Below are 20,267 nucleotides of genomic sequence, written 5' to 3' on the forward strand. Positions count from 1 at the left end.
CTGCTACATAGTTACAGTAGAACATTTTTTTTCTGTAGGCATTCTTAGCGTAGTATGCTTCGCTTGCAAATATTGCAAATAAAAATCTTTATGCTCCGTCTCATTAAACAACTCAATTAAAGCATAACCAGGATGTTCTTTTAATTTAGGATTATTGGTAATCTCTTCCTGTATTTGTTGGATTATATCCAAAAATAATTGGGAGCTGGCCGTTGAGGAAAGCTCCCCCTTCTTAAAGGTCATAGCCAAAGCCGTAGGCGCATCATACTGGCGAAAATAACCATTAATCTCTTCTTTTCGAGATGACTTGGACCAAAAAAAGAACGAATTTACTGTGGATAAATTCTTTTCATATTTATTTAATGAGCCATTTTTCAAGAGGCGAAATCGTTCACTATTACTCTTGGAAGTTTTTTCCACCCAGTCATATAACGTATTATAGACCAAAGCAACCCCTGCCTGATTTTGTAAATGAACAAAAGAACCACTATGTTTTGCACAACTAACCGCAGCTTTAGTAAAGATACTAATATTGGTTTCGAAACTACCATTTCGCAACGCCGCTGAGACACTGGCAATGTAATTTTTTTGCAACATAACCGGGGTAAGCTCGCGAATAATGCAGGTATTTAATGCCCCGTCTTCCGTCCTTCCGGAGCTTAAAATATAAGCCAATTTATTATGATTACTTTCGCTACTTTTCTCTAAATAGTCTTTAACTGTCTTTCCTCGTACTCGAGTGATTTCAATGCTCTGACGATATTTTGTATCAATGATTTCACCCATATAGAGCTTAAATTTATCTGCTGACAGAGTATCAACCCAGGCAAATAACTTTTCATTAAATTCTTCAATAACTTGCTCATGAGTTAATGGCAGTACCTCTCTTTTAATGTTGGGAGGAAGTTTTAACATTTCCTCATCAGTTGCGTGCAAATGCGTACTAAATCGAGCTTGTAAAGCAAATTGTTCCAACTCATTAATAATTGGGCCAAATTTATCTTTGGCATAGCTAGTCGTATGCGCCAAGGCATCTTTGATTTTGTCAGAATATTCTGAACAAAGCTTGAGGATATTTTGCGTAAACTCCTTATTATCCGCATCGAGTAAAACATCCCCCTTCTTTCCATAATATTGGGTGATAATATTTTGCAGCTCATTGGTAAATTGAACTAGCAAATCAAGTGCCTTACTTAATGAAGCTCCATTACTATTACTGGAAGAGACATTGCCATGCTCGGAATCTTTTTTTACATCAATCGCGATATTCTTTAAAGTTCCAAATAATTGCCATACATCGGTTAATTCACTATCAGTAGCTTCTAGAGCATCTGCAGACTCAACAATCACCACATCACCTTTTTCGGCAACTAATTTAGCTAATGATTTAGTTAAATTCCGAGTATCGCGTAATAGGGCTCTTAATCGTAAGGCGTATGCATCACGCCAAACCTGATGGTAGCGTTGGTTCAATTCCTCTAGATTATACTGACATGTAGGATCGTTAATCGATTCGTTTTGTTTTTCCATCCACTCTTGGATATTTTTAAAGATAGATGGCTTACGGAACAATTCTTCATTAGTGGATAAAAGAGGAACGCCAAAGCCATTATCTTCACAACCCATATAGAAAACGACAACTCGATATAAATTATCGTAATGTTCCTGGAACATCTTCATCATGAAATAGACAAAGGATTTTCTATTGGTTGTTTCATTACATAATTGGGGAAAAGTTTGTTCGTATTTGGTGCGAAGAGTTTGGCCTAAAGAAGTATAGTTGAAGGGCATAGTCGTTGGTATCGGCTTGTCCTCTGGGCGGCAGGGCTTTTCAGGGTCTTCTTTTTCATCAGAACGCTCGACCCATTTGACTAAACTTCCATACTTCTTGATGATGCGCTGATAGTCGCTTTCATCTAAGGATTCAAATTCATCAAACAAGCGTTTACACAAAACCTCTGGTTGAAAAGTTAAAAGGCGTTTTAATGCTGCAGCAACCTTTTGTGCTTGTGCCTCTGGACTTGCTGCCAAACAAGCAAATTGCTCGGGTTCCGCATAAACCTTAGGTAGGGTACTGGGTAAAACCGTGGTTTGCACCATTTCCGGTACAGGAATGGTAATACTGCCTTGCCCCGGGTGAGCATAAGTAGGTGAGTGGTATGGTTTGGCATCAAGGCAACAGGGAAACCGCTCATAATCACGCACCGTTAAATTTACTCGCGTTTTTGGTAATTCAATCCCAGTACGGGCCCCCTTAATAAAAACAACAAACCAATACCAAAACATGTCATAATCGATCCCCCCCTTTAAACTCAGATTATGGGGGTGCGGATCATCATCGCCAAAAGCCCAACGCTCCAGCAAGATTTCTATCATATTTTCAAGAATTAAGGTTTTGGTCGAAGGAATGACTTGCTCTTTTTCAGCACTATCACTAGGAATAGGCTCACCTTTGATATTAAAGGGCTTAAAACCTTCCAACTTCAGGGAGAAAATACCTAAGACTTCGCCTTGATCATTATAAACTAAATGCTCTTCGGCGGTTCGTTCATGAGATAATTTCAGAACGGTTGAGGTGCCAACGCTTGTTTTACCAAGTAACTCTGGAAAATTTCTTTCTGGCTCTAGCTCCTTGAAAAACCCCTCTTTTAACGCTCCCTCTTCAATATATTTAGCATGATAGACTTTATGAGAGCCATCACCGATTCGATTACCTAAAATCAACTTTCCTAGAGCGAGTTCTTCCTCTGGCTTTTGTCCTGATCCTAAATTTAGTGCTTTTTTTGGAATACTTACCATGTCTCGTCCATTAGATCGCAATAATCCTTAAAGAATAGTTCATATTAAGCAGAAATATTGAAGAAGTTCAAGAATCTTTGGAACTATTTAGCACAATATTGGACAAAGTTTCACAACAAGGTAAGCTTGGTTGAACAGGATAGTCCAACCAATTTATAAGGTGAAAAAATAAGCGGCAGATAATACGTTAAGGAGTAGGTCCCAACGTTACTCCTTCAGGATCCAAAGAGCCAATCATATCATTACTAAACATACGTACAGCCTCACCGGAACGAGTTTGCGTGAAAAACCAATAATTCCCTGTGGCATTTCCTTTCAGGTAATTGAATACCCCCGCGCTGAGTATACTAATAAACGCATTGGTGATAAAAATAAGCGCCTCGGAGAGAAAAAGCAGTGCCTTTGATGTTTCTGGGTTGGGGCCAGGATCAACCGTAGCTAACATCCTTTGTTCAACGTCTCTTATTTGTTTTTTAGCTTCCTCAAAGGCTGCTTGAGCATCCCCCCCTGCATTCATTAGTGCCTTATAAGCGATGCCATATAAACTTTTTCGATACTCTCCTTCATCCTTATCCCACTCTTTGCCCATCTCTAAATAGAAATAAGACTTAGACAATCGTGAAGAAATTTTCTTACACTCATCTTCAATACATAAAATAATTTTGCGAAAACATTCTGCCTTTTTATCATTTTCACGAGCCGCAAAAGCAATCATATCCAGATCAAACCCTAAATCCTGTAATTGAGTTACACAGATGAAGCGCTCACGTAATTTTGTCGCAACGACCTGATGGTCTTGATTTTTTATCTTAAGAACCACATTCCCTTGCACTGGAATCCCATTTCCATTCTGTACACCTGCATAAAGAACATCCACTAATATCCGCCGTTGCTCACTATCCTTAATTGCAGCAAGCGGTGGTAAAAGTGCACGTAAGGTATTTCCTTCCTTATTAGCTCCTAAGACCATACGATAAGCTGCTTGATCACTAATTCCTGAGCTGCGCAAAACCTGCAATGCCTCACTTACTGCTTCTAATTTCTCCAGCGGCATGGCATTTAAACTTTTAGCATAAGGTGATTCCGTTCTGGCTAAAAAGAAATGATCGATAATTGATTGTTTTAAATGCAGAGCAGGTGTTAATGCTAAGCGCCGCAATCCCTCATAACCACCATTGCGCGCCAAAGTGATAAGGGTCGAGGCCATTAATGGATATTTATTAGCTACATCAACAATTTCCTTATAACCATCGAGGGTTAGGGAATTTGTAGCCCAGAGTATTAGGCATAGGTCTTTGGCATGCGCATCAACAATGCTATTAATAAATTCTAAAGCCTGTAATTTTTCTGGTAGCTCGAAAAATTGAGGGACATTCTGAATAAACCCAATGTCTGGATTTACCGCCCTTAGCGGTTTTAGTTGTACTAAGCGGCTCACTGACCGAAAATAAAATTCATGGGACAAAATTTGCTGGATGAGTTCTTTAGGGTACTTTCTTTGCGCCAAAATTGGTAGCAAAGTGATTTGCTCTCTATCCCACATAAAGCCACTATAATCTTTGATAAACTCGGGCTGGAGCAACAGCCGATTCTTAGTTAAAGCGCCAACTTTTTTATTGATAAACTCCTCTTCATAGAGAATGGCCGTCATTTTTAGTAAATTACAGCTAATATGGTCATTGCTACCAAGGACTGTATGTTCCAACTCATGGCATAACTGGCTATTATCCGCCAGGCAGTCTTGTAACATTGCCATCGAGACCGGCACATCATATTTCATGATAAGGTCTAATGCCGGGTTTTGGGCAAAGAGCTGAGCAAAATTAATTTGGGATAAATCGACCGGATCTGCAATTGTTGCCTTTTTTTCATTGATCTGCAAAAAGCGTAATAGAAGACGAATACGTTCAAAACGCGGGTTAATTTCATCATTGTCTGCATTAAATGCCAATTGCAATAACGCCTGCGGGACAGTCGCATTAAGCTGGGCTAAAAACTGATTTCTGGCTGTTGGTTCAGAGCTCGCAGCCAACTCAAATTTAGGGTCTTTAATGTGTGCATTTAAATCAAGACTGGAAAGAAGGATAACCGGCCGCGTTCTTGGGTTCATATGTGCTTTGCGGGTAAAACCGATCATCCATTGTCCTGGTTCATCACGCCGATACATAATCACCATACTGCAATTTTCTTTATTCTCATCAATAAACGCGAAACGCTGGCAGGAAAAATTACGGTGGTATTCTTCCTCAGTTTCATTTTCTTTTCTTAATGGAAGATGGCCTAAAAGAATATTAAGCGTTTTAGCAGACTGATCGCCTCGCGCATAATATTTGGCGGCAGTTTCCTGGCTCCAAATATTAAGATGCTGATTTGCTTGAGTTTCGTTACCTAAAAAAGGAGTTGTCGACAAATCGTCAATAATCGCATTATCTTGCTTCCCTGCCTGCGCAACAAACTGCGGGTAACCAAAAGCTGAGAACAGTTGTTGTGCATTTCCTCTTAGCAAATAAGGCATGATTCAATTCCCAAAATGACAATTTGTGGTTATTATAACCAATATTGCGAGCAAAGGGTGATAGATTTTTGAAAAAACTGCGTTATAAATGCGTTTTTTTGCATCAAAGTATAAAAAGGTTGTAATTTTATGAAATGTAACATAATTGGTGCCGGTCGTTTAGGTAAAAACATTGCACGAGCCTTACATTCAGCACAAGTTATCTCCGCCCCGACGATATGCAATCGCAGTCTCGAAAGCGCTAAACGTGCCTGTAAAGAGATTGGCGCAGGTAGTGCGGTTTCCCAGCTCACGCAACTCCCCGAAGCAGAAATCACTTGGCTATGCTGTAATGATGATGTTATTCCATTGGTAGTTGCAGAACTCGTACAAGCAGCCAATTTAAAACCAGGAAGTTTTGTCGTCCATAGTAGTGGCGTCTTAAACTCGTCGCTACTCACCCCCTTAAAACGTTTAGGATGTTCCGTTGCCAGCCTTCATCCCTTAAAAGCCTTTAAAACGGGTTATGTAGACGCAGCCGCCTTTCATCAAGTTGATTGCGTTCTCGAGGGAGATATTCTTGTATGTGATTGGTTAAAAAAATCATTTAACCAACTAGGGGCTTATGTCACCAACATGCTCCCAGAAAATAAAGCCGTGTATCATGCCGCGGCATGCATTGCCTCGAATTACTTAGTCACCCTTGCTGCTTACAGTGAAGAATTACTTTTAAACGCAGGCTTGCCCGCAGAGCAAGCTCGCCGAATGCTGATTAATTTAGTACAAGGTAATATCAATAACATACAGCAAGTAAGTGCAATTAAAGAAGCGCTAACTGGCCCGCTCGTCCGAGGTGATGTCAATACCATTGCTTTGCATCTAGACGCACTACAAAATCCACAGCTACGCCTACTATATCAAGCCGCCGGGCAAGCTACCCTAGCCTTAACGGCATTAACTAATGAGCAAAAAGAACAAATTGAAAATTTGTTAGGAGAGTAGCCATTGTTTCACGGGAAACATAAGCCCAAACCTGGTGGCTTGCCACCAGGTTTTCTTTATACGAATTAATGATGTCCATGTCCAGGTCTATTTCCAACAACCTCTTGCTGCTGTTCTTCTTTCCTAATTCTATCACCAATTTTTCTAATTCCATTCAACGCCTCTCTGAAATTAGCCGAGTGTTCTTGCAATGAATCGGAGCGTGTGGGTTCTAGACTTCCATCGGTAGCGCGTACTCCATCTTTGCGCCACTGCACAGATTCAGAGGCATGTACAACTTCCTTTTCCCCTTCAGCAACAATTACCTGCTCATCTTTCAAAGTCTCAACTACCACAAGAGGTTCGTCACTCACATTTACTGCTTCAATACGTGCTTCATGACTGGCATTTACCATTTCCACCAGCTTTTTATCTTCAGCTTTCTGATAATCATTTTGTGCCTCATGTAATCGCCCCATAAAAGCTTGATGCTCCTCGTTTACCGCACTCTTATGCTGGAAATAGCTCGGTGCAGCTAAGCCAAGTAGCGCCCCAATAGTACCAAACACCGCACCCCATTTTTCACGGGCAAAGGCAAAATAACCTTTGGCCTGCGGCCCTTCCCACGCATCAGTGGATTCTTTAGTCAGGCTTTTATGAGCCTGCATTTTGCCAGCTTTAGCTTGCTGTAAATGATCCAGAGTTGATTCCTCTGCGTAGTTTCGATTGAAAAGCCCTGCAAAGCCTCTTTTCGCATTAACCTTCGCCGCAGCACCCTGGTCTACCGCACTAATGATTGAAGCACCAGATTGTAAATGATTGTCGTAGTTAGCATCCACCGCTTGCTTGAGATTCGCTGTGGCGGCAGTAATTTCTTTTGCTGTTTTCGCCTGAGCTACCGCATTAATCGCCTGCACAATTGGATCATCTTTGTGAGCAGCAACACTATCTAAAACCGCAACCCGTCCATTAATGGCTTGAGCTCGCTCATTACCACTCTTACAACCAGCAATAGATGCCTGTTCCACGAAAATACTCATCGCTTGAAACAGTTTCGCATGCTCATGAGATTGATGTAAGTTATTAGCCATCATTGCTTTCAGCGCTAATTTTGCGGACTCAACAGTGTGCTCTGCCGTGCTCAATTGCTCATCAACAGCACCACGTCCGGCAACGTTTGCCCACCCGGCCTTTACATCCTTAATGGCCTGCTTCGCTTCTTTTGCTTGTGGAGATTGTGAAAAATAAGGCGCTCTATTTTCGCTGCCTAAATATTCTTTATAAGCGTTAAAGGCATCTTCTACCCGAGCCCTTTGCGGATCATCTTTAGCAACCAAGTTGTACATCATCGACATTTCTGTCATTAAGGTTGCTTCATTTCTTAAGGCATTCCAACCATATCCCAAACTGTCGCCAAAACCGTTAACCGAGATATTTTGTACTAAACAAAAAACCGCGGGGTCTTGAGCTAATTGGGCCTTATTATAATTATGCGCTCCCGTTAATATGTATTGAGCACCTTGAGATTGCTTATTTTTACCGCCTTCTAAACTGTCATTAAGTGCTGTATGCAAATTATAAGTAAAGGCTTTAATGCCGGTAGGTCCATCATCCACATTACTGCCCAGATCATATTTCTTGCGAATATGCTCCAGCTTTACCTCAACGTCGGTAATCGCTTCCTTAGGCTTAATGTTTTCTTTCACATCCAGGGAAGGAACACGAACCTGAATTCTTGGTAAACCTTGATTTGCCACATCATGGGTCATGGTAATCAGGCGTCGGTCAGCAAGATGTTGTGCGCCTACTCCGCGGTCATGGGCAGTGACTTGAGTGCCGGCGATTAAGGTAGTTTGTCCCATATCCTGGTCTACATGTAACACATCGTTAGGAGTTGCCGTAGTAATCTCAGCTGCATGCTTCAAATGCAGATCTTTGACTTCTTTTTTGGTTAAGATCACCCCAGTAGTGCGAGTGATTTCTTCGACTAAAATCCTATGGGCATCAGTAGAAATGTTCTTACGCGCTTTATCGAGTGCCTGTACTAATTTTACATCATTAACCTCACCTTTTTTGGTGGCTTTTTCTAATGCATCCCTTACAGCGTGCGTAATTAAATCTTGAACCCGCACCATCGTGGCGGCATGAGCTTGCTCCATTTGCGCTTCCGTAAAACGACCTGCAGAAGCATAGCTGCGCGCCGCTAACGCTAAATGGAAATGATATTCTTGTTGCAACGGAATGATACTACCACGAATTCCCATTAGGGCTTGTTCTTGTTTCTCTTTGAGCCTTGCTTGGTCAGTTAAGCCATCATGAGCTAGATCATACTGCTTGCGATATGCGTCTTTTAAGCCATCATACTCGGGGGAAGAGTTACCAAGAACATCCAGGCTTACAGTGGTTACTGGAGTGGGGGTATGCCCAAGCTTATTAAATGCAGCTAACTCGGTCTGAGTTAAGCTTACATTAATCAATACACGACCTTGAGGATCAAAAAGCAAAGCTCCTTTACTAGGATCAGCCAATCGAGCTAAGGCTTCTTGTTTTGCACGTGCCGTCAGCAATTCAATGTAGCCTCGTTGTTGTACTTGTTGGTTTTTCAACATATTTTATCCCCAGACTGCTTATATACTATGATTTTAGCAGAATTTGTAACCAAACTAAATAACATTAGCGCAAAAATGTATTTATTCAAGCCGATTTGAATAAAAAGTTGATTTATGGGCTAGGTAGTAGCCTCCGATAAGCGTAGGAACGTAGCCGTATTAGGTGGCGCTAATAGGGCTACGGTGCCGGTGATGCGTTAAAGAGTAGTATTGACCGGCTGCGGACTTCTTTTGGCCGCCTTTTTCTCCTGACGACGCTCTTGCCATGTTTGCAACATCACATAAAAGGCAGGCACAAATACTACCGCAAGACAGGTTGAAGCGAGCATTCCACTACATACCGCGATGCCAATAGAACGACGCGCATTAGCCCCAGCCCCGCTAGCAAATACCAAAGGCATTACCCCGAGAATAAAGGCAAATGAAGTCATCAAAATCGGACGAAAACGTGTCTTGGCCCCAAGCACAGCCGCTTCCATAATGGACTTTTTATGAATAAGCCGTTGTTCACGTGCTACTTCCACGATTAAAATCGCATTCTTCGCCGCTAAGGCAATTAACAGTAATATACCGATCTGGGTGTACATATTATTCGACAAGCCTAGCGCAGATAAGGCTAATACCGTCCCAATCAATGCCAAAGGCACGCTTAATAAGATAGCCAGCGGTGTCACCCAATTCTCATATTGACCGGCCAGAATTAAGTAGATCAAAATAAGTGATAGAAGGAAAATGTAATAACTCATGTTACCCGCTGTTTTTTCTTGATAGGCCGTACTGGTCCATTCAAAAGCAATCCCTGCGGGTAATACCTGCTTCGCCACGCGCTCCATTGCTGCCATTGCTTGTCCCGAACTGTAACCCGGAGCAGCCGACCCATAAATATTGCTGGAAGGATATAAGTTATACAAGGAAATTAAGGACGGCCCCACGGTCGGGCCAATATCGGTTAAGGTGCCTAAGGGAACCATGGCTCCTGATTCATTTTTAACATAATAATTACGTACATCTTCAACGCTCATGCGATAAGGAGCATCCGCCTGCACATACACCTGAAACACTTGTCCAAACTTAGTGAACAAATTCACATAGGAAGAACCCAGATAAGTTTGTAAGGTATCGGAGGCATCCCCTATTTTTACCCCTAGTGATTCGGCCTTAGTACGGTTAATGGGTGCCGAAACCTGGGGTACCGAGGCACGAAACGAAGTCATTAATCGTTGTAGTTCCGGTTGCTGGCTAGCATAACGAATCAATTGATCGGTTGCAGCCTGCAATTTGCGGTAATCAAAGGAGCCATCCTGCAATTCCAGCTGCATTTGGAACCCCCCTGACATACCCAGCCCTTGGATGGGTGGAGGTACCATCACCAGCACTTTAGCGTCTAAGGTTTTCTGGGCAATCTCATTAAACTTATTATAGAGAGGTAATAAACCTTCCTCCTTACCACGCACACTCCAATCCTTAAACATAATATACAAGACACCGGCATTGGCTAAACTGGAACTGTTATCCAATAAGGAAATTCCATCAATACTAATCACATCGGCAACACCACCTACTTTGGAAACTTGAGCGCTCAAGCGATGGAGTAAGGCTTCCGTTCTTCCCAAACTGGCGCCATCCGGTAACTGCACGTTCATCATCATGTAGCCCTGATCTTCAACCGGAATAAATCCTGTTGGAATACGGCTTAAACCCAAAATCGCCAGTAAAACCAGGATAATTCCTAAGAAACAAGCAAGCTTATAACGATGTACTAAGCGGTCCATAAAGCCAATATAGGTTTCTTCAACGGGGTTATACACTTTATCAAAAAAACGAAAAGCAGCATTTTTCTCTTTTTTGGGATCCACCGGTTTAAGCCACAAGGCACACTGGGTGGGCTTTAAGGTCATCGCATTGATGGCGCTGATAAAGGCGGTGGCTGCAATCACTAAGGCAAATTGTGCATACATTGCCCCCGTTAAGCCCGGCATAAAGCCTGCGGGTACGAATACCGCCATCAAAACCAGAGTGATACCAATAATGGGGCCGAGCAATTCGGTCATTGCCTTAATCGCCGATTCTTTAGGCGGACTACCATGCTCAATATGCTGGCTTACCCCCTCCACAATAACAATCGCATCGTCAACCACAATACCAATCGCTAAAACCAAGGCAAATAAGGTCAGCAAGTTAATCGAATAACTGAGTAACAACAGAGCAAAAAATGCGCCAATGATGGTTACCGGTACTGTGGTCGCCGGTACTAATGTGGCGCGAAAATTTTGTAAAAACACGAGAATAACAATAAGTACTAAAATACCTGCTTCATATAAAGTCTTATACACTTCACTAACAGAAGCCTGCACGAAAATGGTGGTATCGAAAGGAATAGAATACTTCATCCCTGGTGGAAATTTCTTCGCCATCTTCGCAACCGCGTTACGCACCGAATCGGCAACTTGTAAGGCATTCGCTCCGGGTAACTGATAAATTCCAATCGCTGCAGTGGGTTGATTATTCAATTTGGCCAACTGATTGTAGCTTGAAGACCCTAATTCCACTCGCCCCACATCACGAATACGCACAATCTTGGCACTGCTACTGCCATTAGCATTTTCATTCGGTTGGGTGGCTACGGTTTTTACAATGATGTTGGCAAACTCATCTTGATCAGCAAGCTGCCCCGGCACATTCACCGTAAACTGATAAGGCTGCGCCCCTTGAGTTGGTTGTCCGCCAATTTGCCCCGCAGAAACCTCTTGGTTCTGACGGCTAATCGCATTTAACACATCGCTGGGATTTAAGGCATAGGAAAGCATTTTTTTCGGATCCAGCCATATACGCATAGCATAATTCCCCGTACCAAAAATAAGTACGTTCCCTACACCTGGTAGACGTGCCAGTTCATTTTGCATGTTAATGGTCGCGTAGTTATTCAAAAAGAGGCCATCGTACTCGCCATGTTCCGAGGTTAGGGTAATAAATTGCAAAATAGCGGTCGACTTTTGTTGGACCACCACCCCTTGCTTCTGTACCGCATCAGGCAACTGTGCCATCGCAGCTTGCACCCGGTTTTGCACCAAAACTTGGGCAAAGTTCAAATCAGTACCAATGGCAAAGGTAACAATCAGTGTGTAGGTACCATTGTTGGTGCTGGTAGATTGCATGTACAGCATTTTTTCTACCCCATTGACCTGTTGCTCAATTGGGATACCTACGGTATTAATGAGTGTTTTAGCGTCAGCACCAGGATAGGTAGTTGTCACCTGAATCGTGGGGGGTACAATCGACGGATACTGGGTTACCGGCAAAGCCATAATAGCCACCAATCCCAAGAGAACCAGCAAGAGTGCAATAACATTCGCTAAGATAGGCCGTTCAATAAAAAATTTGGATATCATTTGGCTTTGCTCTCACTGGATGAGTCTGCTGGTTTTTGAGGCTGCACTTTATTACCTGGAGTCGCATTTTGTACACCATTAATCACCACATTGTCTTGTGCGTCTATTCCCTTAACAATTCCCCGTACGCCTTGTTTGGCACTACCCAGAGTGACCCGCTTTAAAACGACCTTATCCTCTTTATCAACAATGTATACATAAGGGCCAATTTGGTCATACAGGATGGCGGTATCAGGTATAGTTAGCTGCTGTTCAGGCTTGGTCACGGCAATACGTACTTGCACAAAAAGACCCGGCAGAAATAAGTGATCTTTGTTGGGTAACTTGGCGCGTAATTCCATCGTTCCGGTAGCCGCATTCAAACCGGTATTTACGAAGTCCAAGGTGGCTTGGTATTCGGTATTGGGATCACTTTGTAAACTCACATACACCGGAACCTTGTTAAAATCTTTAGGGGTAATCCCCATTTCTTTTGCCGCTGCTCTTAATTTAAGCAGATCCAGTTCATTCAAGTTAAAATAAACATAGAGGGGATCTATTTGCTCTATCGTTGCTAAATTCGTTGCCTGCCCATTCCCCACTAAATTACCGACATCCACCAAATGCCGGCCAATACGACCATCAAAGGGAGCTAAGACGTGGGTGTAACTGTAGGTGATTTCTGCATTCACTGCCTCGGCAGTAGACTTATCAATTTCCGCCCCTACTTCCTGAGTTTTTGCCAACCATTTTTCCACTTCATTTTTGGAGGTAGCATTTTGCTTGAACATACGCTGTTGGCGTTCATATTCATTTTTGTTATAAGCATTAGCAGCCTTTTGGGCAACGATAGTTGCTTGGGCGGCTTTTAATTGCTCCAAATAAGGTTGGGGTTGAATGACGAATAACTCTTGTCCTTTTTTGACAAAAGTTCCATCAACAAACTCGATTTTTTCCAGATAGCCTGCAACCCGTGCCACTAGGTTCACGGAGTTAAACGCTACCGTAGAACCCGTTTGGGTCACATACTCAATCATTTCCTGACGTATGGGCTTTTGGATGACCACCGAAGGCGGGGGTATTTCCACAACTTTAGGCTTAGAAAATAAATGCACGACTAAGTAGATAAAAAATAAAGCCGCTACGGCAATCGCTGCATATCTGACTGATTTTGAATTTTTATTAAAGTTCATACTGGCTACCATTTTGGCAAATAAAGCTCTTTAATTTTCTGTTTTCTCGTGACCGGTGGCAGATGGTTTTGTTGTTTCAACAAAGTACCCCAATTGGTTCGCGCCGCCATTTCGGTTTTAATTTGTGGTGACACCACATCATCACATCCACGAATATCCCAACCGCCACCAAGTGCACGATAAAGCGCTACTAAGGCCTGGGGAATCGCTCCGCGGGCATTAACCAGTGAGGTCTGCACACTTAATTGTTGCTGTTCTGCATTAAGCACCGGGGTAAAATCCGTTTCCCCCTCCTTGTAACGAATTAAGGCTAGTTGTAAGGACTTGGTCGCGGAGACATTTGCTTTGGCTAAATAACGCTCCGCTTTTTTGGCCTCGATGTAGGCGGTAATATTATCTTGTACTTCTTGTTGAGCTTTTAAGACCACATTGACATAATTTAATAATGATTGCTGGAATGCGGCATCCTGTGCCCGCACGGCGTTGCTAATCTGCCCATAATTTAATATTGGCCAAGTAAAGCCAGGACCTGCGGAAATGTTGCGATTCGCCCAATGGAATAAATCGCCCACGGATGATTGACCAATACTATTAGAAGAAAAGGCAAAGGCACCATTTAATGACAGCGCAGGGAATAAATTCGCTTTCTCCGCACCAATCGCTGCCGATTGGCCGATTGCATCTAAACGCGCTTGTTGTACATCAGGACGTCTCGCCATCGTTTCTTTAGGAATGCCCACCGCAATGGAGCGTGGCGCATTGGGAATACCTTTACTTTTTTGAATCACCGCATCGATATTATTGGGAATAGTTCCTAGCAATACGGCAAGCGCATCTTTTTGTTGCTGTAAATTGGTCACGATTGAGGGTAGGCTGGCTTCAGTTTGTGCCAATTCGGTCCTCGCCTGTTCTACATCCACCAAGCTCGCTTGTCCGGCCGTAAAACGCGCACGGGCAATATTTAAACCCATCCTTTGCACGACAATGTTGGCTTTCGTGATTTTAATTTGCGATTCGTAGGTACGGATTTTAATGTAGGTGGTCGCCACATCAGCGGTCAGTGTAGTTAAGGCATTATCATATGCCGCCAAAGAGCTTAAAAAAGCCGCATCCTTGGCTTGAATAGCGCGGCGATATTTCCCCCAAAAATCAATCTCCCAATTGGCGGAAAATCCCATTAAGGCGGTATCAAAAGATTGCGGTAGAATTTGTTGCAAGGAGGTACCACCAATACGATTGTATGTGTAATTTCCTAACATCGCTTGCTGTTGTGGATATAATTGCCCTACGCTCTGCGCCAATTGTGCTCTGGTTTGTAATACCTTAACGCCCGCTGCTTGTACGGATAAATTGCTGTGATAGCCTTGATTAATCACTGCGCTTAAAACTGGGTCGCGAAATTCCTGCCACCATTTGTTGTCTTTAAATGGCTTCTCTTTAACCGAGGCATCTTTTTTTGCCCAATGCTCCGCCACTTGTTTATTGGGCTCCTTATAATTAGGACCAACCATACAAGAACAAAGTAATAAACAAACTACAACAATAAAAGTCTTCCACATGGAGCGAGTATTTCCCTATTGCAACTGTTTTCCTTTACTCCACGTGATCCGTCATCCTAATGCAGTGAATTTTTTAAGATCAAGACCAAGTACCGTGGGGGTAGGCGAATATGTAGCATATACAAGACTTTATCATCACTATTTCTAATTTGGTAGTGAATTTTTAGATGGGAGAGGGCTTAGACCCTTTGTCCAGTCACAATTAGCAAGCTAGCCCGTATTAGCGCAGGGTAATACGGGGAATAGTGCCACAACATCCCCGTATTACGGCTTCGGCTAATACAGCCTGAGCCTATGAGGCCTCAGTCACCTGCAACTGGGTCACATTCTGCAAACCACGTGGTAAGCGATTGCCTCGACGTCCACGTTCGCCTAAGTAATGCTCCACATCCGCTCCTTTCAGCGTGAAATGACGCTTACCAGCATGGACAGTGAGTGAGTCATTCTTAGTGAGAATTTGCACGTCAATAACATACTCTTCACGTGATGCGGCCTTAGCCGAAGGTATGCTAATTAACTTATTACCTTTACCACGAGATAGCTCGGGTAATTCTTTCAGAGGAAATACCAATAACCGGCCCACACTCGTAGCACAGGCAACCAAGAGCTCTTCATGATTCGGTACGATGCGCGGTGGTAAAATAAGACTGCCTGCGGGCAATTTAATACAAGCCTTCCCATTACGGTTCTTCACATAAAGATCGCTAATGGTAGCAATAAATCCATAGCCAGCATCGCTTGATAATAAAACCTTTTGTTCGGCTTCACCACCAACCACCGTTTCAAATAAAGCACCTTCAGCTGGGTTTAATTTACCAGTGAGCGGTTCACCTTGACCACGGGCGGAAGGCAGGGAGTGTCCGGGTAGGGAATAAACCTTTCCTTCACTATCAAAGAAGATGATTTGCTGGTTTGAACGCCCTGAAGCTTGTGACTTAAACTCATCTCCAGCTTTATAGCTCAGTTCGCTGCCGTTAACATCATGGCCTTTCGCAGCGCGTACCCAACCATTCTTGGAAAGAACTACCGTGATAGGCTCATTAGGCAGAATGTCTTCTTCTTTTAAGGCTTGTGATTCTTGGCGTACGATAATGGGTGAACGTCGTACATCGCCAAACTCGTCACGGTCACGAATAATTTCTTCTTTAACTAAATTTCTTAACTTAGTTTCGCTGGCTAAGATGCTTTGTAAGTGATCACGCTCAGCAGATAAATCATCCAACTCGCCCCGTATTTTAATTTCTTCTAATTTCGCCAAATGCCGCAATTTCATTTCTAAAATTGCTTCTGCCTGGCGCTCGCTTAAATTAAAACGGGCAATCAGTCCTGCTTTAGGATTATCATGCTCGCGAATAATGGCGATTACTTCATCAATATTCAAATAAGCGATGAGCAAACCTTCTAACACGTGAATGCGTTCGAGAACTTTTGCCAAGCGATATTCTAAACGGCGAGTTACCACGCCAATACGATAAACCAACCACTCATTGAGAATGGTTAATAGATTTTTAACTTTAGGTTTGCCATCAAGACCGATCATATTAAAGTTTACGCGATAACTGCGCTCTAAATCGGTAGTAGCAAATAAATGCGACATTAATCCATCTACATCGACACGATTGGAACGGGGAATTATGACCAGACGCGTTGGATGCTCATGATCTGACTCATCGCGTAGATCTTCAACCATTGGCAATTTCTTTTGCTGCATTTGTAATGCAATTTGTTCCATCACTTTCGCACCAGATACTTGATAGGGTAATGCGGTGATGACGATGTTCTGTTTTTCTAAAGTGTAAATGGCACGCATTTTAATAGAGCCATTGCCAGTTTCATACAGTGTTGAAATCATTTCCGGTGGGGTAATAATTTCCGCTTCCGTAGGAAAATCGGGGCCTTTAACGTATTGATTAATAGCGGCCAAATCGGCTTGTGGATTATCCAGCAAGTGCACACAGGCATTCGCCACTTCCGTTAAGTTATGCGGTAATATATCCGAGGCCATCCCCACCGCAATCCCGGTAGCACCATTTAACAGGATGTTCGGTAAACGCGCAGGAAGTAACGCAGGTTCTTGTAAAGTACCATCAAAGTTATCCACCCAATCAACGGTTCCCTGCTGTAATTCAGCAAGCAATACTTCTGCATAAGCAGACAAACGTGCTTCCGTATAACGCATAGCCGCAAATGATTTGGGATCATCAGGTGAACCCCAGTTTCCTTGGCCATCAACAAAGGGATAACGATAGGAGAAAGGCTGAGCCATTAAAACCATCGCCTCATAACAAGCACTGTCACCATGCGGATGGAATTTACCCAATACATCCCCCACGGTACGCGCAGATTTCTTATGTTTGGCGGTAGCTTTTAAGCCTAATTCGGACATTGCATAAACAATACGGCGTTGTACTGGTTTGAGTCCATCAGCAATATGCGGTAATGCTCTATCGAGAATGACGTACATGGAGTAATCAAGATAGGCTTTTTCGGTAAATTCGGTGAGTTCTTTTCGTTCTGTAGCTTCGTTCATAATTTTGTTTTCATCGTCATCTATTAAGGCTATTTAACCATTGGCTCAAGGCTGTTGCAAAAGCTATTTTACCAGAGGAAAGGGACTGTTAGATATATATGCAGCCTGCAAAGTGTGAATAACTTTATCTTTTTTTTCGAGCATAACGATTATATCATGGTAAGCCATTGATTTTAAATATAATTTATTGATTTCACCAGGAGTCTTTTATGAATAAGCTGTGGATAACCTTGTGTATGAAGCGTGCGTAAGTCTGCTAACTTATTGTAAGTTAGTAGGTTTATGGCAAAAAGCCAAATAGAACGTAGCCTATTAGCACCGCGTAATACGGGAGAAATGCCAGAATCGGACTACGCGCTCTTACCGTTCACTGTGAACTGATGGAATACTCAAGAAAGAATGCCCATACAGAGACTACATCCGCAAAATATCCTCAAATGAATCATGAGCGCGATGTATATTATTAGCCGCGATCTCTTCTAACAGCGGTGTGTTAATTGTATCAAAATAATTGATGACTTCATTACAGTAATTTAAAGCATCCTCACTGGTACATCTGCGCCCCAGCTCCGGGGTCATCATTGCATTAACCAAGCTAACAATGCACTGCTCATAAATGCTAAGGTCAGATTTATTCAATGAAAAGGTACAGGTTTTATTTGCAAAAGAAACGCGATAAAGTTCTGGAAATAAATGCATCGTGACAATACCCATAGCATAAAGATCCATGCCCAATAGATCCGCGTTAATTTTAGGATCCAAATATTCACTAGTCCAACCAAATAATTTAAAAGATCCCTTCTTATGGGAGGTGCCAAAATCAATAAGTCTCATGGAAGTATGATCCAAATTTAAAACAAAATTTTGGCACTTAACATCACCATGTTTACGATAATGCTGATGCAAGGTATCTAAATCTTTTAAGCCGGAACTAAGGCAACGTAATCGTGCGTTTATCGGGACGTTGCATAGTTCAGCTTTGCTATAATGATGCAAACCCTTCCCTGGTTGCCATTGTGAAACCACGCTCGTTATATTATCTCTGACAAAATATGTGGCATTGCGACCTAGTAAGCGATGATATTTAACTTCCCGAGCCGCCTCCTCTTGCACATGCCTATGAGATATGAGCCTCTTAATAGCGTACCGTGGCTCTTTCGCGTCAGCAGAATCATAACCCTTTTTAACGGAACCACAGCCACCCAGCTCCCGGCTGCCATGCTCGATAAAAAAACGATACTCATTATCTAATAGAAATTCTGAACGTGGTGCCCCGGTATCTTTCCTACTGCATTTGCTGATAAGGGAAGGTTCTATAGCAGGAAACTTTTCCGCAACCCGTTCCAGAGCACAACCAAAAGACTGTATATCCAATAAGTTAGTCTGTCTTAAATCTTCTAATAAATTAGTGAGCCGCCTGATGTTGCTGATAGATAAAGAAAAAATGCGATGCAACTGTGCTTTATCTAGACCTAGATTATTTTTCTCCAACCAATCTAATAAACCACAAACCACCCTTTTATTTCTCGCGAATTCAACGCATGTATTTAATGAATCCTGATCTAATAAACGGACTTTTCTTAAATAATTAATTGCTTTGTAAAGGGGTGGGCCATCCTGCTCACCACTCATAAGTCGATTAATTAACTCTTTATTTTCTTTTACTAATGATTGCTCCGAGAGAACCCCGAGTATTCGCATCAAGGAAAAAACATTATTACTGCAAACGTAATAAAAGGTATCCTCATCAAGTAAGTCATGCTGCTGAAGAAGTTCTAATACACTTGTTTTTTCTATGAAAAAACCATAATCCTTTTTTAAAAGATGTCTCAGGATGGCTCCATCCACTAGCGTCTTTTTATTAGCAAATAAGATTGCTAATAGCTTCTCCAGGTAAAATAAACTACTGCTGGTGCAAAGGGCCTTAATTAATTCAGACTCCAGAGGGATTTTTGCCTTGTTAAGCTGTATAAGTAAATTCTCTACTAAATAAAGATAGCTTACACTTGCAAGCAGTTCTAAAGACGCCTCATTCAGGCAACCCGCTTTATGTAATTCTTGCAAAATATAATACAGCGAATTTATTTCTTTGATGCGGGTTTGCAACAAATTAAGTGCGAGCGATTTAAGGAGTTTTTTGTTATATAAAAGTCTAAATGTTTGCTCAATGATCTCTTCCACCAAGATTATGTGTGGTGTAATTGCTAACGTCGTATTTAAAATATCTTGGCTTAAAACCACTCTTGGCTTGGTTACATCGCTGCAAAATACACGGTACAAAAATAAATGGGTGTGAGCTGGTAGCTCGTAGAGAATTACAAAATTTCTTTCGCTAATTAATTTTAACTTCGATAAAACTACATATAGTTCAAAAAAAAGATTACTGCCAAGTTGCTTTTTTATGTTTTGCATTAGTTCTAAATTACTATTTACCTCCGCGATTTCCGGAACTTCCCTCAGTAACGTAAATACATCCTCGGAGCTTAAATTATAATCATCAGGTTGATATTTGAGTCGGTGCACAAATGTTTTAAGGCGTTTAGCGCGCTCATGTTCACCAACAATAAATTTACGAAGGTAGAAGGTGTCTGCATATTCTTTTAAATGCTGGCGTAGCTCCCGTAATTTCATATCAATTCCCTTTAGAGCAGGTGAGCCTCATGCTATCACAAGAATGAACAAAATGTAGCGGTGTTAGATGAAGTCATAATCCAGGAGTGAAACATTATCGTGG

Annotated in this window: 9 protein-coding genes; 1 reads left to right on the forward strand and 8 read right to left on the reverse strand. The window is 42.2% G+C overall.

What is annotated here, in order from left to right; all coding sequences use genetic code 11:
* Positions 1–3 precede the first annotated feature (3 nt).
* The gene (locus ACD661_RS08520) at positions 4–2,799 is read right to left on the reverse strand and encodes a hypothetical protein (protein ID WP_400187438.1); all 2,796 of its coding nucleotides are present in this window, start codon (positions 2,797–2,799) and stop codon (positions 4–6) included.
* Positions 2,800–2,986: 187 nt separating this feature from the next.
* A complete protein-coding gene (locus ACD661_RS08525) occupies positions 2,987–5,314 on the reverse strand; it encodes a hypothetical protein (RefSeq protein WP_400187439.1) in 2,328 nt (775 codons plus the stop codon).
* 129 nt (positions 5,315–5,443) lie between these two features.
* Here ACD661_RS08525 and ACD661_RS08530 point away from each other — a divergent pair, with 129 nt between their 5' ends.
* Positions 5,444–6,295, forward strand: a complete 852-nt coding sequence (locus tag ACD661_RS08530; protein ID WP_400187440.1) for a Rossmann-like and DUF2520 domain-containing protein — start codon at positions 5,444–5,446, stop codon at positions 6,293–6,295.
* Positions 6,296–6,360: 65 nt separating this feature from the next.
* Here the strand turns inward: ACD661_RS08530 and ACD661_RS08535 are convergent, their stop codons facing one another.
* The 6 genes from ACD661_RS08535 to ACD661_RS08560 all read right to left on the reverse strand — a co-directional run bounded on the left by ACD661_RS08535 (position 6,361) and on the right by ACD661_RS08560 (position 20,164).
* A complete protein-coding gene (locus tag ACD661_RS08535; protein WP_400187441.1) occupies positions 6,361–8,883 on the reverse strand; it encodes a hypothetical protein in 2,523 nt (840 codons plus the stop codon).
* A 197-nt stretch (positions 8,884–9,080) separates the two neighbouring features.
* On the reverse strand, positions 9,081–12,272 hold the full coding sequence (locus ACD661_RS08540) for an efflux RND transporter permease subunit (RefSeq protein ID WP_400187442.1): 3,192 nt from the start codon (positions 12,270–12,272) through the stop codon (positions 9,081–9,083).
* Positions 12,269–13,444, reverse strand: coding sequence for an efflux RND transporter periplasmic adaptor subunit (locus ACD661_RS08545; RefSeq protein ID WP_400187443.1), 1,176 nt, complete (start codon positions 13,442–13,444; stop codon positions 12,269–12,271). Before ACD661_RS08545 ends, ACD661_RS08540 begins: the two co-directional genes overlap by 4 nt.
* A 5-nt stretch (positions 13,445–13,449) precedes the next feature.
* Positions 13,450–15,003, reverse strand: a complete 1,554-nt coding sequence (locus ACD661_RS08550; RefSeq protein ID WP_400187444.1) for an efflux transporter outer membrane subunit — start codon at positions 15,001–15,003, stop codon at positions 13,450–13,452.
* A 292-nt stretch (positions 15,004–15,295) separates the two neighbouring features.
* Positions 15,296–17,533 carry a DNA topoisomerase IV subunit A gene (gene parC, locus ACD661_RS08555; RefSeq protein WP_400187445.1) on the reverse strand — a complete coding sequence of 746 codons (2,238 nt, stop codon included), beginning with the start codon at positions 17,531–17,533 and terminating at the stop codon, positions 15,296–15,298.
* Positions 17,534–17,947: 414 nt separating this feature from the next.
* The gene (locus ACD661_RS08560; protein WP_400187446.1) at positions 17,948–20,164 is read right to left on the reverse strand and encodes a protein kinase domain-containing protein; all 2,217 of its coding nucleotides are present in this window, start codon (positions 20,162–20,164) and stop codon (positions 17,948–17,950) included.
* Positions 20,165–20,267: the final 103 nt, after the last annotated feature.

The organism is Legionella lytica (assembly GCF_044626755.1).
In the GTDB taxonomy this organism is placed as follows: Bacteria; Pseudomonadota; Gammaproteobacteria; order Legionellales; family Legionellaceae; genus Legionella; species Legionella lytica_A.

What these genes read in the sequence shown, in the direction of transcription:
- ACD661_RS08540 (WP_400187442.1), bottom strand. Translation starts at nt 12,272, where the DNA reads ATGATATCCAAATTTTTTATTGAACGGCCTATCTTAGCGAATGTTATT.
- parC (WP_400187445.1), bottom strand. Translation starts at nt 17,533, where the DNA reads ATGAACGAAGCTACAGAACGAAAAGAACTCACCGAATTTACCGAAAAA.
- ACD661_RS08550 (WP_400187444.1), bottom strand. Translation starts at nt 15,003, where the DNA reads ATGTGGAAGACTTTTATTGTTGTAGTTTGTTTATTACTTTGTTCTTGT.
- ACD661_RS08530 (WP_400187440.1), top strand. Translation starts at nt 5,444, where the DNA reads ATGAAATGTAACATAATTGGTGCCGGTCGTTTAGGTAAAAACATTGCA.
- ACD661_RS08560 (WP_400187446.1), bottom strand. Translation starts at nt 20,164, where the DNA reads ATGAAATTACGGGAGCTACGCCAGCATTTAAAAGAATATGCAGACACC.
- ACD661_RS08545 (WP_400187443.1), bottom strand. Translation starts at nt 13,444, where the DNA reads ATGAACTTTAATAAAAATTCAAAATCAGTCAGATATGCAGCGATTGCC.
- ACD661_RS08535 (WP_400187441.1), bottom strand. Translation starts at nt 8,883, where the DNA reads ATGTTGAAAAACCAACAAGTACAACAACGAGGCTACATTGAATTGCTG.
- ACD661_RS08520 (WP_400187438.1), bottom strand. Translation starts at nt 2,799, where the DNA reads ATGGTAAGTATTCCAAAAAAAGCACTAAATTTAGGATCAGGACAAAAG.
- ACD661_RS08525 (WP_400187439.1), bottom strand. Translation starts at nt 5,314, where the DNA reads ATGCCTTATTTGCTAAGAGGAAATGCACAACAACTGTTCTCAGCTTTT.